This window comes from Fischerella thermalis PCC 7521 (assembly GCF_000317225.1).
GTDB lineage: Bacteria > Cyanobacteriota > Cyanobacteriia > Cyanobacteriales > Nostocaceae > Fischerella > Fischerella thermalis.
The window spans coordinates 46,100-62,303 of the sequence record NZ_AJLL01000038.1 but is presented as its reverse complement, the minus strand read 5'-3'; the positions used below and the strand labels follow the sequence as shown (position 1 = coordinate 62,303).

Genomic DNA, 16,204 nt, shown 5'->3' with positions numbered 1-16,204 from the left:
CTAATACCGTTTCACTATAAGTCTGATACATTTGGTGGCTAAGGAGACAAGGAGGACAAGGAAGACAAGGGAGAGAATTTGTATCAAAAATTTTGTGAAATGGTATAACAATTGACCAATGATAAGTTCACAAAAATAAGTGCTATGATAATAGTACGCACGCTAAGTATTTTTTTCTAATGGTTCCTACATCTAAAAATTCTGTGGCTTTGGAGTCGTGGCAGCAAACTAGAGCGCCATACAATCTTGGCTATCGGATTAAATTGCTATCTCAACTCCTCTACCGCAAGTTTACAGAACGTCTGGAACCCTACGGTTTGACTCCCTTTCACTGGGTAATTTTATGTTGTTTATGGGAGGAAGACGGTTTACCTACTTCGACTATTGGGGAAAGGCTCAAACAAGTCGGAGGTACGTTGACAGGCGTACTGGATCGGATGGAAGAACGGGGTTTAGTTCGTCGAGAACGAGATTCTCGCGATCGCCGCATCTGGCGGATTTGGTTGACTGATGCTGGTAAAGAACTAGAAACGATTCTGCCCGATCTGGCTGTGGAAGTGCGTGAACAAGCTATGCAAGGTATTTCCCACGCTGAACGCGAACAGTTTGCCCGCATTATTAATCAGGCGATCGCGAATTTGTCATGAGTCGGGGATCAGGGACAAGGGTGATGGGGTGATGGGGAAATAACCACCAACCACTAACCAATGTAGAGACGTGCCATGGCACGTCTCTACAATCACTAACCACTAACTACTGTACGGGCGTAGACGCGCAAGCGGTGAGACAGCGACGGGTACGCAGGGGGTTCCTCCCCCAACCCCAAAGGGGACCCCTAGCCCCCAATCCCCAACGCCAGGTGACGCCACGTGCTTTATGCCGGGGAACCCTTTCGGCAGTCGCTCATGGGGGAAACCCCCAAGACCGCGCTGCCTCACCACCGCACTGGCTCCTCCCTGTCGGTCGTGGGGGTCCCGAGTCCCCCATCAGCGACTGCGAACCCGTAGACGCGTAAGCGGCTTCTCGTAGAGTAGGGCTTCCCGAAGGGTAGCATTTGTATGGATATCCTTGTCTAAGATGAAATATCTTCGTACAAATGCTTCGCCCCTACTAACCTTAATCTTTCTTTATGAGTAGACATATATCACCCGATTAGGTGTAGTAACATTAGTTTTTTCCAAGAAATTACGGGTACGAACTATTTAGCACCTAATCAATTCAGCAAACAAACAATAACTGCTTCCTGAAGAATCCTGTTGTCTCCATCAACGGAGAGGGGTGAGGATGAAATCTTTTCATTATCGTCAATTAGGTACAACTATTGATTAAATTGCATGAAAACACAAACCCAAAAACAGGTGCTATTACCAGCATTAAGGTCAAGAAATTACCGTCTGTTTTTTGCTGGACAAGGTATCTCTTTGATTGGAACATGGATGACACAAACTGCCACAATTTGGTTAGTTTATAGCTTAACCCAATCGCCTCTAATGCTAGGGCTTGTGGGATTTAGCAGTCAAATTCCTAGCTTCATTCTTGCTCCTTTTGGTGGCGTATTTGTGGATCGTTTTTCCCGTCATCGTACCTTAATTGGCACCCAAATATTGTCAATGATCCAGTCATTGGCGTTAGCGATCTTGGCGCTCACTGGTGTAATTCATATTTGGCACATCATTGTTTTGAGTTTGTTCCAAGGAATTATTAGTGCTTTTGATGCACCCGCACGACAGGCGTTTGTGGTGGATTTGGTAGAACGTCAAGAAGACTTAGCCAATGCGATCGCCATTAACTCTACAATGTTTAATGGAGCGCGGTTAGTAGGACCTGCGATCGGTGGTTTGTTAGTGGCTGGTGTTGGTGCTGCTTATTGTTTTTTAATTGATGGTCTTAGTTATATTGCCGTCATCATTGCTTTATTAGCAATGAGAATTAAGCCTCAAAAAACTATAGCAAGCATGAGTAATCCCTTACAACAAATTAAAGAGGGATTTTTATACGCTTTTGGCTTTGCTCCCATTCGGGCGCTCTTGTTACTATCAGCTTTAGTTAGCTTTTTTGGATTGCAATATACTGTTCTTGTTCCAGTTTTTGCTGAAAAGATATTACAAGGAAGTGCAGAAACATTGGGATTTTTAATGGCAGCTTCTGGTGTTGGAGCCTTAGCAGGTGGAATTTATTTGGCATCACGTAAAAGTATCTTAGGGCTTGGGAGATTAATTGTTGTAGGACCGGCAATTTTAGGAATTGGGTTAATAACTTTCTCCTTGTCGCGTTATTTACCACTTTCTTTATTCACAATGTTATTTGTTGGCTTGGGAACAATTTTCCAAGTTGCTGCTGGCAATACAGTTTTACAAACAATTGTTGAAGATGAAAAGCGTGGACGAGTAATGAGTTTATTGACAATGTCGTTTTTGGGAACTATCCCTCTTGGTAATTTATTAGGAGGAGCCTTAGCTGATCTTATTGGTGCGACCAATACGTTAATTATTGATGGAGTAGTTTGTATTTTAGGTTCTATATATTTTATGAAAAAATTGCCTAGTTTAAGGCAATTGATACGTCCAATTTATGTAGAAATAGGAATTATATCTAGTAAGGTACATTAAAATTTTGGAATGTAATAATTTTTTGAGACAGTTTTTGTAGATACTGAAATAACCTAATTCAAGTTAAATCTCTATTCAAGAGATAACTTAATATTTTTCTACTCTATCTTCATTCGATTATTTAATATTTTCTTACTCCTACAATTTTCTCATCGGAGTACTACTGTGGCTAAACAAATTTTCTGGATTGAATTAACTCGTAGACAGCCATTTATTAATTTGCAGCTATTGAGAGGACTTAACTTTGGTTTAGCCAGTATTGTTAATGTCGACATTAAAGACAACAGTTACTCAAAACGCCTAACTTCAAACCTGTTCAATCCCTCCGGTTTTTCATATTCCACTACAACATCTTTTACCATCGCTGCTGGTGGTCCTTGATGACACCAGCGAATCATTTCTTCTACAACTTCCTGCACACCTTCAAAAACAGCTTCCACGCGACCATCGGGGAGATTTCGCACCCAACCACTTAATCCAAGCTGACTAGCTGTATCGAGGGTGGCAAAACGATAACCTACGCCTTGAACTCTGCCAGAAATAAATAAATGGGCGCGGATTGACTGCGACATCTGTGTAGGATTCTGCATTGACCGGCATATTCTTTACGATTTCCAGTCTACATGCTTTGTGGATAAACAATGCAGCTTTTAACAATTATCAGTTATCTGTGAGCAGTTATCAGTTTATCTTTATTGATAACTGCTCACTGATTTAATCGCGATCCTCATCGTCTTCGTCGTCGCGATCGCGGTATTCTCGCTCATCATCACGACGTCTTTGCTTGCCGCCCATTATATTACCGAACAAATCACCGAGTGCCATAATCGTTCTCCTAGCTTAAACTTAGTTGAGACTGAGTTTCAAAAATAGTTTTGGTAGATAAATCTTCCGGTAGGGATAAATAGAGATAAAATCATCCCTATCTCTGGGTATTGATCTAACTAACCTAGACAGTGGACTGCTTGTAAAAGTCCAAATCCTTTTATTTTGCTTGAATTTTGAATTGCTTATGTCTAATTTGCCACCACTGAACACAGATACCATTTGGGCAATTCTCAATGAAGAAATTGATGACGCTACAGTTAATCAATTAGTATGGCATTGCTTGGGTTATCGCTATGATCCAGTAACAGCAAAGTGGGATAATCAGGAAGTATCTGCCGAGTGGCGAGATGAATATCCACAACCGCCCGATTTTATAGAGAGTCGTCCCGCAACAGTCAAATTGACTCGTTCTATACCAACAGAATACAAACAAATACTCAAAGAAAAGCTGGGTTTTAAAGGTTATAAAATTGGGGAATTTGGCCCTCGACAAACTCGCAGAGCAACAGCAGCTAATTGGTTATTGAGTTATATGGAACAAAAAAGCTAGTACAACAAGGCGATCGCAACTTATCGGCGCCGATTAGTGCCTTCCCTGCAACACTTAAACCTGAAGCAAAATAGGCGTTGGGATGGCAAAACTAACAAGCGATCGCCCTCATCCTAACGGGTGTGCGACAATCTTGAAAGTGACAGCACGACTGTTTTCGATCACTTCAACCCATTCACCCAATTTAACCAGTTTAAAAACTACTGATTGCCGAAGTTCTTAATTTAACGGAGAGAGAGGGATTCGAACCCTCGTTGAAGTTGCCCCCAAACAGCATTTCCAGTGCTGCGCCTTCAACCACTCGGCCATCTCTCCAGGCATCACGATCTACAATTATACAATATACTTCTATAAACTGCAATCAAATTACTCAAAAAATCTTAAATCCAAAATCAACATGTCCCAGACATATACAATCACAGTTCATGATCGCGCCAAAGGCATAAAACACACTTTAGAAGTACCTGATGACCGCTACATCCTGCACAGTTGTGAAAAACAAGGGAAAGAACTGCCCTTTTCTTGTCGCAATGGAGCTTGTACCACCTGTGCTGTACGAGTACTCAAAGGAGAAATTTACCAACCGGAAGCAGTAGGGCTATCTCTAGAATTACGTCAGCAAGGCTATGCACTATTGTGCGTCAGTTATGCCCGTTCCGACTTGGAAGTAGAGACACAAGACGAAGATGAAGTCTATGAACTCCAATTCGGGCGCTATTTTGGTAAGGGGAGGGTACAGGCAGGTTTGCCGTTAGATGAGGAGTAGGGATTGGGGTTGCCTGGTGGGGATTAGGGAATTAGGGGTAATAGGGAGTGTGAGGGTTAGAGGAATTACCACTAACTACTAATGTACAGAAACAAGGAACATCGTATCTCTACCCACCAACCACTAAATCAAACAAATGAAAAAAATTGTAATTTTATTTTGCATATTACTCTTAGTAGCTGCTTGTCAACCCCGAAGCAAATCTTCCGAAAATGCACAGGTACAGGTCAAGGTTGCACAGGTTGTTAGTGGGCAAACCATAGAAGTGTTTGGGATGGGCGATCAACCCAACTTAATTTCCCAAGTGCGTCTGCTGGGTATTGACGCACCGGATTTGCAACAACGTCCTTGGGGAAATGCAGCAAAAGAACACTTGCAAGCACTAATTCAAGGAGATTCCGTGACACTGGAGTTTGATGTGGAAAGACAAGATAAATTTGGACGGACTTTGGCTTATGTGTGGAAAGATAAAGTTTTGTTGAATGAACAATTGGTGAAAGAAGGTCAGGCTTTGTTTGTGGGGCGATCGCCTAACCACAAATATGATCAACGTTTAGAACGCGCCCAACAGTGGGCGAGAATCATGGGACTGGGCATTTGGAACCCAGAAAAACCCATGCGTTTCACACCTGCTGAATTTCGCCGTCAGAATCGATGAGTAGGAATCCTACAATAGCACACAAAACACTATGAAATTCTTTGTGTCTTAGTGTCTTAGTGGTGAAAAAGATAATCTTTGAACCACTAAGACACCAAGACACCAAGAAAAATTCATTTTAAGACTAATACTTTAACAGGGGTAGCGTATACATTTATGCATGGGGTGAGACCGAATTCTTTTGACGAGGTTCAAGCACTAGTACCACTAATTGATAGTCGCAAAATTGACAATCCTAGAATGATCAAAAACAGTACCAGCCCAATTGTACAGGCATAGCTAATTTCTAAATTATTAAATGCTTGTTCATAGAGGTAATAGACTATTGTTTTGGAGCTATTACGTGGCCCGCCTTGAGTCATAATGTATACTTCTTCAAATACTTTGGTAGCGGATATTGCTGAAATTACCCCGACTAAAGCTAGGTAAGGTTTCATCAAGGGTAAAGTGATATCCCAGTGTTTGTAGATGCCATCAGAGCCATCAATTGCTGCTGCTTCGTATACATCATTCGGTATCGATTGTAACCCAGCTAGATAAATCACCATGTAGTAGCCTAATCCTTTCCAGACAGTCACAGCCATAACACTCAAAAGGGCAAAGCGGGGACTGGTTAGCCAAGGAATTCCCTCTGGGAAAATGCCTTTGAGTAATTGGTTGAGTAAGCCGTTTTCCGCATACAACCATCGCCAAGCAATTCCTGCCACTATCATCGAAATTACCACGGGGGTATAGTAAGCAGTTCGAAACCAATGCATTCCTTGCAGTTTTTGATTGACTAAAATTGCCAGTGCTAAGGGGGCGATTACTAAAATCGGTACAACAACTACTAGATACAGCATAGTGTTGACTAGGGTTTGCCAAAAAACAGGATCAACCCATAGGCGACGGAAATTAGCAAAACCAATCCATGTGGGTGTTTGGGTTAAATCGTATTCGTAACGGGTAAAGCTGAGGTAAAACGCTTGTAGTGCGGGCCAAAAGACGGTGAGTACCAGAATTACTAAAGCAGGTAGCAAGAATAGGTAAGGTGTCAGTTGCTGATTGATAAAAATCCAATTTTTCGATGTCAACTTTAGAGTGGACTTTTGTGAAGTCATAGGTTTTTACGCTTGACTTGTACTATTTCACGTTAATCACGATACATTTAAATGTTGTACCAGACATGCCATGGCACTTCTGGTACAACACAAATATGTTTGACATTAAAGGGAGTTAGTATCAGTTGTTGGGTTCAGCCAAAATATTTTTGATCGGGAACCGATATTTTATTTTTTAGATATCCCTAAGTGCCATATTATGTCCAACAAATCGTCTCAAATTGTACAAAGTGCGTTAGACAAAATTAATTACACATCTTAGATGTTTCATAGCGATCGCTCTCATTCATATTTTTGTTAGCCATCGGTCACATCAAACTAGAATGATTGAGAAGGAATGATTGTGCTTCGATGAAACGGAGAGTGGCGAAGCTGTTGGAGTTATATCAAGTCCGGCTAATTACTTACGATATTATTCTGATGCAGTTGGGCATTAGGTATTGATTTTTCCCATTACCCATTACCCATTACCAATTACCAATTACCGGCCTTCACAGATATGATAAGTCTTTAAACGGACATGATATGACTGGTTGTAGGAGATTGCTTGGGGTTAAGTCACAATGAAAACGCAAAAAAGACTTGGCATTCTTACCAGTGGTGGCGACTGTCCTGGATTGAACGCTGTCATTCGAGCAGTTGTTAGTCACGCAAGACTTACTTACAACTGGCAAGTATTAGGCATTCCCTATGCAACGAAGGGACTACTAGAGAGAAAAACGGTTCCTCTATCGTTGCATAGTTTAGACTTGCGCGGTATTGATCCATTACTGAATATGGGTGGAACGATTCTTGGTAGTATTAACAAAGGGGATACTTTAGCCCATATTGATGAAATTGTGGCAAGCTATCATGCGTTGGAGTTAGACGCTCTAATTGGTATTGGTGGAGATGGCAGTCTCTCAATTCTCAATCAATTGCAAGCAAGAGGCAACTGGCAATTTATCGGTATTCCTAAGACAATTGATAATGATGTCGCGCAAACAGAACGTGTTGTTGGATTTGATACTGCTGTGAATACAATTGTGGATGCCTTAAATCGACTAACTTTCACAGCAGCTAGTCACGATCGCGTGATGATTGTGGAGGTGATGGGACGCACAGCCGGACATTTGGCATTGCAAGCGGGAATTGCAGGGGGAGCAGATGTGATTTTAATTCCGGAAATTCCCTATTCAATACAAGGTATTTGCTCGCACCTAAAAGAATTACGAGATGTGTGGGGACGTCAGTTTGCTATTGTCGTGGTTGCTGAAGGCGCACAAGTCGCCAACGATTCTTGCTGCGACACATCATCTCCAACACCCTCATGTGGAATGGGACAATACATAGCCAATGAAATTCGCAGTTGCAGTCACGATCAACTTGATATTCGAGTTTCTGTGTTGGGACACATCCAACGCGGTGGAATTCCTACAGCCTTAGACCGATTGGTTGCAACTGCATTCGGTAAAGCAGCAGTAGATTTGCTAGCAGCCGGAGAAACAGCAAAGATGGTTACATGGCGAAACGGACAAGTCGAAGCAGTAGCGTTGGAAGTAGTTGTTGCTCAAAGTCCTTTATGTGTAGCTCCCAATCATTACTTAGTACAAACAGCGCGTGCATTAGGTATTTACGTGGGGGAGGAAATTGGCGATCGCAATTGTATTTACCCCAATACGGTTCAGATAAGACCATAATCCCTTGTAGAGAAGCGCTGTTTGAAGCGTCTCTACAGGTTAATTTTTGTACTAAAAATCCTGAACTGAACCGTATTGTGATTTACAGCACACAATTTAATTCGCCGGCTTTTTGAGTAAAGCGAATGTTTTCCCGATAGTCTACAGGGCAATCTATCACTGCTGGGACATCTTGAGCGAGGGCTTCTTTAAGAATGGGAACTAATTCGGTAGCGTCTTCTACGCGATAGCCTTTTAATCCCATACTTTCTGCTAATTTGACAAAATCGGGGTTGCCAAAATGCACAAAGGATGATCTACCTTTACCAAATTGATTTTCTTGTTTCCACTCAATTAAGCCGTAGCCACCATCATTAAAAATTAAGGTGACAAATGCTGTACCAACACGCAAAGCAGTTTCTAATTCTTGGCAATTCATCATAAAACCACCATCGCCTGTTGCAGCCACAACTTTACGATTAGGATGAACAAGTTTAGCTGCAACTGCACCGGGGATGGCAATCCCCATTGCTGCAAATCCATTAGAAATAATGCAAGTATTGGGACTATAACAATGGTAATGACGAGCAATCCACATTTTATGTGCGCCGACATCAGAAATGACAATATCTTCTGGCCCCATAACCTGACGCAAGTCATAAATGATTTTTTGGGGCTTAATTGGAAACCCGTCATCCTTGGCATATAGTTCATAATCAGCACGAATGTTGGATCGTAAACTGATGGCGTAAGGATTGGGTTTACCCTGGCGGTCTGCTACTTTTAAAATTTCATAGAGAGAATCGGAAATATCACCAACAACTTCCACGCTGGGAATATAACTACTATCTATTTCTGCTGGAGTTGCAGCAATATGAACTATGGGAATTTGACCGTCGGGATTCCATTTTTTCGGGGAGAATTCGATTAAATCATAGCCAATTGCTATGACTAAATCTGTGTTATCAAAGCCACAGGTAATAAAATCCCGTTGTTGCAATCCTACAGCCCACAAAGCCAAAGGATGAGTGTAGGGAATTACTCCTTTACCCATAAATGTGTTGGCAACAGGGATATTTAATTGGGTGGCAAATTGAGTAACAGCGTCGCTGGCTTGGTCACGAATTGCACCGTTTCCAACTAAGATGATGGGATTCACTGCCTGAGAAATTATGGCTGCGGCTGACCGAATACTAGCAAAAGAAGCAAAAGTTTTTTCTATATTATCCTTATGTAAGGGTTTGCCTTCTACTGGCATAGCAGCAATATTTTCTGGTAGATCAATATGAACTGCACCTGGTTTTTCACTTTGCGCTACTTTGAATGCTTTGCGCACTACTTCTGGTGTAATACTAGGTCGCACAATCTGTTTATTCCATTTAGTTACTGGAGCAAACATAGCCACCAAATCTAAATATTGATGGGATTCGATGTGCATTCTATCTGTTCCGACTTGTCCGGTAATTGCCACTAGTGGCGCACCATCGAGGTTGGCATCCGCAACCCCTGTCATTAAGTTTGTTGCCCCTGGTCCTAAAGTTGAAAGACACACTCCTGCTTTTCCTGTCAGACGTCCGTAGACATCCGCCATGAAAGCTGCACCTTGTTCATGACGAGTGGTAATAAATTGAATGGAGGAGTGTTTGATCGCTTCCAAAACGTGCAGGTTTTCTTCGCCAGGGAGTCCGAAAACATATTGCACCCCTTCATTTTCTAAGCACCTTACCAATAACTCTGCTGTATTCATTGAACTTCCTCACTAGCGAAAATATTTAGTTGTTGTTTGTTTTTTGTCGTTTGTTGTTAGGAAAAACCAGCAACAAACAATCATCAACAACTAACCAACAACTATTTAACCCACACAGTTTTAATGTTGACGAACTCATGTATACCTTGGATACCTAATTCCCTACCATACCCAGAACGTTTAATACCGCCAAATGGTATACGGGGATCAGATTTCACCATGCCATTGATAAATACCGCGCCTGCTTCGATTTCATCAATAAAACGCTGTTGTTCTTGGGAGTTGGTTGTCCAAGCACTTGCACCCAATCCAAAGGGTGTAGCGTTTGCTAGTTTAATTGCTTCATCAATATCGGGTACGCGGAATAATAAAGCTACTGGCCCAAAAAATTCTTCTTTGGCGATCGCACTATCCGGTGAAAGATCGGTGATCATCGTTGGTGGAAAGAAGTTACCAGGACGATCAGCCAAAGGCTGTCCCCCAATCAGAACTTTTGCCCCTGCTTTGACACAAGTTTGCACTTGTTGTTCCAGGTCTCGGAGAATATCAGGTGTGGCTAGTGGCCCGATATCAGTGTCTGGTTGCATAGGATCGCCTACTTTCAGCCCTTGGTATTTTTCTAGCAGTAGCTTTTCAAATTGATCTGCGATCGCTTCTTGGAGAATAAAGCGTTTCGCAGCAATACAAGATTGCCCGTTATTGAGCATTCTTGCTGTAGTCGCAACTGCAACTGCTGCTTGCAAATCAGCACTTTCTAACACAATAAATGGATCGCTGCCACCCAATTCTAGAACTGTTTTTTTAATTTGTTTAGCAGATGCAACAGCAAGTGATATGCCAGCTGGTTCACTGCCTGTTAAGGTAGCAGCTTTGATGCGGTCATCACTCATTAAATCGCCTACTTTTGCACCAGGGATTAACAAAGTTTGAAATACACCTGTGGGAAAGCCAGCTTTCTGAATAATTTCCTCAATTGCTAAAGCACATTGTGGTACATTGGAAGCATGTTTGAGTAAGCCAACATTTCCTGCCATCAGTGCAGGTGCTGCAAACCGGAATACTTGCCAAAAGGGAAAATTCCACGGCATGACTGCCAGGATAATACCTAATGGCTGGTATTTGACAAAACTTTTCGTAGCATCGGTTTCCACGTAGGTATCAGCGAGAAATTGGGCGGCGTGTTCGGCGTAGTAACGACAAACCCAAGCACATTTTTCGACTTCAGCGATCGCACTTTTGTAGGTTTTGCCCATTTCTAGGGTCATCAACTTCGCCAAGTCTGCTTTTTCTTGCTCAAGGATGTCAGCAACTTTGTCAAGCCAACGCGATCGTTCGGAAAAACTTGTCTGACGGTAATGCTCAAAAGCTTGTTGAGCCAAATCCAGTTTGGCGGCGATTTCAGCATCACTATGGGGTTCAAAGTTTTTGAGTAATTCCCCTGTGGCAGGGTTAATGGTGGCGATAGGCATAGCCAACCTCCCGTAAAAAATAATTTAAGAAAGTGCAAAAGTCACTTTTGCAAAGGGTCTATTCTAAATGCTTACCCGTGTTCATACTGTTAGCTTCCATAAAGATTTTAGACTTTTCGGCAAGACTTGGTTGGCAAATGTTAATCTTTCGCAATCTAAATGCATAAAAAAATACAAGCACTTAAGTAATTATATGTATTAATGATTGTTGGTAGTTGTTTGTTGATTGGAGCAAACAACAATCAACCATCAACCAAATTAATGCAATTTCGTCTGATACACCTTAACTAAGCGATTAATGCCTTTAAACCGATAATCTCCCATTTCATGGAAGTATGCAGGTTGGGAAAGCATTTTGTAAGTGGCTTCACTGACGACGCACTCACTAGGGGGACAAACGGCTTCCATACGCGCAGCCAAATTTATCGTCGCACCTAGAGCTGTGTAATCTACTCTTTGAGAACTGCCCACATCCCCAACCACAGCCTTACCACTGTTAATGGCAATGCGTAATTGCAGTGGTTCTTGCCAAAAGTTACTAGTGTTGAGATGTTCCAGACGCGTGAGCATTTTCAAGGCTGCGGACACGGCGCGATCGGCGTGATCTGATTGTGGTTCAGGAGCGCCAAAAAATGCCATGATGCAATCGCCAATATATTTATCTAAAGTGCCGCCGTAGGCAAAGACTTCTTTTAACATCTCCTCAAATAATTTATTGAGCAATTCTGCAATTTCTCTAGCAGTGAACCGTTCGGAGATGGCAGTAAAACCTACAATGTCCGCAAACAAAATACTAATTTCACTTTCTCGGGGGGCTAAGCGTCCATCTGGTAATGCTCCCACTGCGATCAACTGCTGTACAACTGCCGGGGAGTGATAGCGTTCAAGTCTATGACGAATGACTTCTTCACTTTTGAGTTTATCTGCTAATAACCAACGTTGGACACTGGAAGCAACAAGGTTCGCCAAAGCGGAAAAAAAGCTGAGTTCTTCTTCACCTTCTTTTGCCCAATGGTAGGAAGAAAGATGAGCATCGGCATAAAGCACACCCACCACCTTATTTTCATCCCACAAAGGCACAGCCATAGCGCTGCGAATGTCTTTAACCAAAATACTGTGTTCGCCTGCAAAACGTTCGTCAAGTTGAGCATCAGCAGTTTGAATCGCAACTTTTTGTTCAAAGACTTTTTGACAGATACTACGACTGATCCAACTGCCATCGTTAGGTAGATTTTCGTGTTGACAGGTGCTTCTAGTCGCAGAACTTAATATTTCTAATTTGCCACCACCACTGACATCAATTAATAATGCCAAACGATCAATACTACCTAAGTAACGAAAAACAACTTCTTGAACTTGAGAGAAAATTTCTTCCATAGAAGCCGCAGCCGAAAGATTTTTGGCTATATCAACTAAATCTTTCAGGCGAGCAATACTTTTATCTTTATTACTGATATCACCATTGTCACTATCAGCTTGTATCCATTGCTCTTGCAATTGTTTAACGTTGTGAAAAATAGTTCTGTGTTCGGCTGTGTCAACCTGCTTAGGTATAACTGTTTCCACAGGTTGCGCCAACAGTACCAGCATACTCACATCTCCTAGCCAAATAATGTCACCGTGACGCACCTGTTGGGGAGAACTGACAAGGCGATCGTTCAATTGTGTGCCATTTTTGCTGCCCATGTCCTCAATTGTCCACACGCCAGCAGCTGTTTTGAGCAAACGAGCGTGCCAACGGGAAACCCCCCCAAAGGGCAAGTACAAATCACACTCCGGTAATCGCCCAATAGTGAACACATCTTGATTGACTGTTACTGTTCTTTCTGTATTTCCCTGTTGTAAACGCAGTTTGAGTTCAGTCATAGTTGTGATTGAAGAAGAAAGGCAGACAGAGGAGCCACTGCGCCCTTGGAGGTTCCCGAAAGCGGTCGCCATGCAAGTTCCGGCGAACATTTGCCCGTTCGGCAGAAGGAACCAATTACAAAGGGATTCAGACCCCCAGTAATTGTAGACTACCAACTTGAAAACATGCGCAGGAGATATGCCAGAGTTAAACCCTTATTCTTTATGGCACTCTCTAAGCCATTCCGACAACTAAGGATTGTGGATTAAATAAGGTGTAATTTATTTTAGATATTCACCTCACCCCGTCTACGGCACGCTCTCGGCGGTTTCGCAGAGGGGGGTTAATTGGACTTTTGCAACAAGTCTATTCTTTGGTTGATAGGAATTACGCAAAACGTAACAATGCGTAGCGGTAATTCATGAATTACCACTACGCAAAGAACAAGATTTTCGGTCAGATCTTGCGTAAGTCTTGATTGAGTTATCTTTAGAGGAGTTGTGCTACCAGCCTTTGGATTTTCATCAAAAACGATGGACAATGTTATCATTAACGCTTACCCAGCCATCCTATTGATTGGCTACGGCAACGAACTGCGTAGTGATGATGGTATAGGACAACGGGTAAGTAATTTGATAGCAAGTTGGAAACTTGCGAATTTGTATACATTGTGTGTTCATCAACTCACTCCGGAACTGGCTGAAATTCTGGTCAATTTTGATGTTGCTATCTTTGTGGATGCGTATCCTGCCACAGTGGAACAGGATGTGCAAGTGTCTCCTATAGAACTTGTCGATACCACTGTAACGATGGGACACAGCAGCAACCCTAGTTATCTACTCGCACTTACACAAGCTCTTTATGGTCGCTCACCGCAAGCATGGTGGGTAACAGTGCCAGGAGTAAACTTTGAATTGGGCGAAACTCTATCACCTGTTGCGGAACAGAAAATAGAAGTAGCACTGCAACAAATCAATCATTTGCTCAAAACTGTAGATAGCAGGTAATTGGTTTTTCCCATTACACAGTGATTACTGATTGCGAACTTCCGTTAATCATCATAGCGACGGGGAGTATAAACCCAAATACCACCATCTCGCTTTTGGATCATCCGGGTTTTGCTCGAACCAACAAGAATAACTGTCCGCATATCAGCATGTTCTGGTACTAAATTTTCCAGAGTACACACCACAGCAGATTCAGCCTCTCTACCGAGGTTGCGTGCTAGTACCACTGGGGTTTCCGGGGAACGGTGACGCCGCAGTATCTTTTGTGCCTCTGCTAATTGCCAGGTGCGTTGCTTGGACACTGGGTTATAAAAAGCAATGACAAAATCTGCTTGGGCGGCAGCAGTAATGCGTTGTTCGATAATTGACCAAGGCTTTAAAATATCTGAGAGGGAAATTGCACAGAAATCATGACCAAGAGGCGCACCTATCTTCGCTGCAGCTGCCTGCATGGCGGAAATACCTGGTGCTACTTGAATTTCGATACCTTGCCATTCTGGCTTTGCTTGTTTATCTAGTACTTCAAATACTGCTGCTGCCATTGCATAGATTCCAGGATCTCCAGAGGATACCACTGCGACAAACCGTCCCTCTGCTGCTAAATCCAGGGCTGCCTTTGCCCGGGCAATTTCTTCCCGATTGTCTGATTCATGCAGGCGTTTGCCTTTGGTGAAGGCATTAATTAAATCCAGGTAAGTAGAATAACCAACAAAATCAGTGGCATTACGTAAAATTTCTTTGACTTCTGGTGACATCCAATCACTTCTGCCTGGACCTGTACCAACAATTACCAGCCGTCCCCGTGGTGTACCTGTGGTGTTGATGTCGATGGGTAAAGGTGCGATCGCAATGGCACAGGAAAAATTTGCTGTTTGCTGCTGTCCAATCAATTCACCACCAGAAGCTGCTAAAGCTGCTGCTACAGCTACATCTGCGGTAGTATTTTGAGACATAACTTGAGCGATCGCATCGGCAGTAAAAAAACGAATTGGCACATTAAGAGAATTAGCGATCGCTTCCAAACCAGATTCAGCAGCATCTGAGATACTGGCAAAAACTCCCGCAACAGAGGCTGGAGCTAACTCTGCATCTGCTAGCATTTGCTGTACTAAGGCGACTAACTCTGAACCTTCCCCTCTTTGTAACGGGGGATTGAGGGGAGTAATTCCAATTGCCACTGTTGCAGGATGATAGACCAGGTGGGTTGCTGTGGAAAATACTGCCTTTTCAGTAACTTCTATAACTCTTTCTGCATTCTGAGCAATAGGTAAAGAACTGTTCCTCAGCCAAGCTGCTTTACCTTTTAACTGCACCGCATGTCCTGCCAAGAGGTCAGACATAAAGACCTTCGCATATTCTGGGTTAGACAAACGATAACCTACTGGCGGGTCTTCCAATGTGACGCCAAAGCGAATATCACCAGTCGTTGTGATGGCAGGTTTAACACCTAATACACTGGCGATTTGTCGCGCCAAATTATTAACACCATTGAGTCCTCCCAAGAGGGGTACTACTGCACTACCATCCTCTGCAACTGCTAAAACTGGAGGTTCCTGTCGCTTGTTGGCAAGCAGTGGTGCTAAGGTTCTGATCAAAATACCTGTAGCACAAAAGCCAATAATGGGTGTACCGTTTGCAAACAACTCCCGCAGTGTGACTCCAAACTCTGTAAAAATCACATCTACCTCGGAAGTGCGTCCGGCTAGTCCATATAACTGTGCTTCTGGTAAGATACTGATGATTTTACGGGCGACGGGGATGCTTTTGTTACCCAGCACAATAATGGCAGGTGCAATTTTAGTCATATGAATTAGCTGAAATTGAAAGAAATTGGTGTCTTTGTGTTTTGGTGGGTTAAAAAATCTTGAACCACCAAGACACAAAGACACGAAGACCAAAACATTTATATTGGTTGAATTCTGATTCAGAAGCCCAGAAATACTATAGCAAGCCTATATGATTGGTG

14 protein-coding genes and 1 tRNA gene are annotated in these 16,204 nt (G+C 42.7%); 8 read left to right on the top strand and 7 right to left on the bottom strand.

Annotated elements, in window-relative coordinates; all coding sequences use genetic code 11:
* Positions 1-179 precede the first annotated feature (179 nt).
* From UYK_RS0109685 to UYK_RS0109680, 3 genes are all read left to right on the top strand, one after another.
* The gene (locus UYK_RS0109685) at positions 180-647 is read left to right on the top strand and encodes a MarR family winged helix-turn-helix transcriptional regulator (RefSeq protein ID WP_009455840.1); all 468 of its coding nucleotides are present in this window, start codon (positions 180-182) and stop codon (positions 645-647) included.
* Between the two features lie 134 nt (positions 648-781).
* The gene (locus UYK_RS26040) at positions 782-1,015 is read left to right on the top strand and encodes a hypothetical protein (protein ID WP_131474228.1); all 234 of its coding nucleotides are present in this window, start codon (positions 782-784) and stop codon (positions 1,013-1,015) included.
* A gap of 319 nt (positions 1,016-1,334) precedes the next feature.
* Positions 1,335-2,609, top strand: a complete 1,275-nt coding sequence (locus UYK_RS0109680; RefSeq protein WP_016871327.1) for an MFS transporter — start codon at positions 1,335-1,337, stop codon at positions 2,607-2,609.
* A gap of 287 nt (positions 2,610-2,896) precedes the next feature.
* Here the strand turns inward: UYK_RS0109680 and UYK_RS0109675 are convergent, their stop codons facing one another.
* Positions 2,897-3,181, bottom strand: coding sequence for an acylphosphatase (locus UYK_RS0109675; RefSeq protein ID WP_016871326.1), 285 nt, complete (start codon positions 3,179-3,181; stop codon positions 2,897-2,899).
* 440 nt (positions 3,182-3,621) lie between these two features.
* Between UYK_RS0109675 and UYK_RS0109665 the strand changes: the two genes are divergently transcribed.
* Entirely contained in the window at positions 3,622-3,987 is a 366-nt protein-coding gene (locus UYK_RS0109665; RefSeq protein WP_009455846.1) for a DUF1823 family protein, read from the top strand.
* 228 nt (positions 3,988-4,215) lie between these two features.
* Here the strand turns inward: UYK_RS0109665 and UYK_RS0109660 are convergent.
* Positions 4,216-4,302: transfer RNA gene (locus UYK_RS0109660), tRNA-Ser, on the bottom strand.
* An 82-nt stretch (positions 4,303-4,384) separates the two neighbouring features.
* Between UYK_RS0109660 and UYK_RS0109655 the strand changes: the two genes are divergently transcribed.
* Positions 4,385-4,753 (top strand): 2Fe-2S iron-sulfur cluster-binding protein, encoded by a 369-nt coding sequence (locus UYK_RS0109655; protein ID WP_009455847.1) that lies wholly within the window; start codon positions 4,385-4,387, stop codon positions 4,751-4,753.
* A gap of 136 nt (positions 4,754-4,889) precedes the next feature.
* Positions 4,890-5,411, top strand: coding sequence for a thermonuclease family protein (locus tag UYK_RS0109650; protein WP_009455849.1), 522 nt, complete (start codon positions 4,890-4,892; stop codon positions 5,409-5,411).
* A 191-nt stretch (positions 5,412-5,602) separates the two neighbouring features.
* Here UYK_RS0109650 and UYK_RS0109645 read toward each other — a convergent pair whose 3' ends face one another.
* Positions 5,603-6,511 carry a carbohydrate ABC transporter permease gene (locus UYK_RS0109645; RefSeq protein ID WP_009455851.1) on the bottom strand — a complete coding sequence of 303 codons (909 nt, stop codon included), beginning with the start codon at positions 6,509-6,511 and terminating at the stop codon, positions 5,603-5,605.
* Positions 6,512-7,074: 563 nt separating this feature from the next.
* On the opposite strand from UYK_RS0109645, the gene UYK_RS0109640 reads away from it, so the two are divergent.
* Positions 7,075-8,190, top strand: a complete 1,116-nt coding sequence (locus UYK_RS0109640) for an ATP-dependent 6-phosphofructokinase (RefSeq protein ID WP_009455853.1) — start codon at positions 7,075-7,077, stop codon at positions 8,188-8,190.
* Positions 8,191-8,272: 82 nt separating this feature from the next.
* Here UYK_RS0109640 and UYK_RS0109635 read toward each other — a convergent pair whose 3' ends face one another.
* The 3 genes from UYK_RS0109635 to UYK_RS0109625 all read right to left on the bottom strand — a co-directional run bounded on the left by UYK_RS0109635 (position 8,273) and on the right by UYK_RS0109625 (position 13,251).
* Positions 8,273-9,916 (bottom strand): acetolactate synthase large subunit, encoded by a 1,644-nt coding sequence (locus tag UYK_RS0109635; RefSeq protein WP_009455855.1) that lies wholly within the window; start codon positions 9,914-9,916, stop codon positions 8,273-8,275.
* Positions 9,917-10,017: 101 nt separating this feature from the next.
* The gene (locus UYK_RS0109630; RefSeq protein WP_016871325.1) at positions 10,018-11,385 is read right to left on the bottom strand and encodes an NAD-dependent succinate-semialdehyde dehydrogenase; all 1,368 of its coding nucleotides are present in this window, start codon (positions 11,383-11,385) and stop codon (positions 10,018-10,020) included.
* Positions 11,386-11,643: 258 nt separating this feature from the next.
* Positions 11,644-13,251 carry an adenylate/guanylate cyclase domain-containing protein gene (locus UYK_RS0109625; RefSeq protein ID WP_009455858.1) on the bottom strand — a complete coding sequence of 536 codons (1,608 nt, stop codon included), beginning with the start codon at positions 13,249-13,251 and terminating at the stop codon, positions 11,644-11,646.
* Between the two features lie 513 nt (positions 13,252-13,764).
* Between UYK_RS0109625 and UYK_RS0109620 the strand changes: the two genes are divergently transcribed.
* Complete coding sequence (locus UYK_RS0109620; RefSeq protein ID WP_009455859.1) at positions 13,765-14,238, top strand: hydrogenase maturation protease; 474 nt, start codon at positions 13,765-13,767, stop codon at positions 14,236-14,238.
* Positions 14,239-14,282: 44 nt separating this feature from the next.
* On the opposite strand, the gene cobJ is transcribed toward UYK_RS0109620, so the two are convergent.
* Positions 14,283-16,043 carry a precorrin-3B C(17)-methyltransferase gene (gene cobJ / locus UYK_RS0109615; protein WP_009455861.1) on the bottom strand — a complete coding sequence of 587 codons (1,761 nt, stop codon included), beginning with the start codon at positions 16,041-16,043 and terminating at the stop codon, positions 14,283-14,285.
* Positions 16,044-16,204 lie beyond the last annotated feature (161 nt).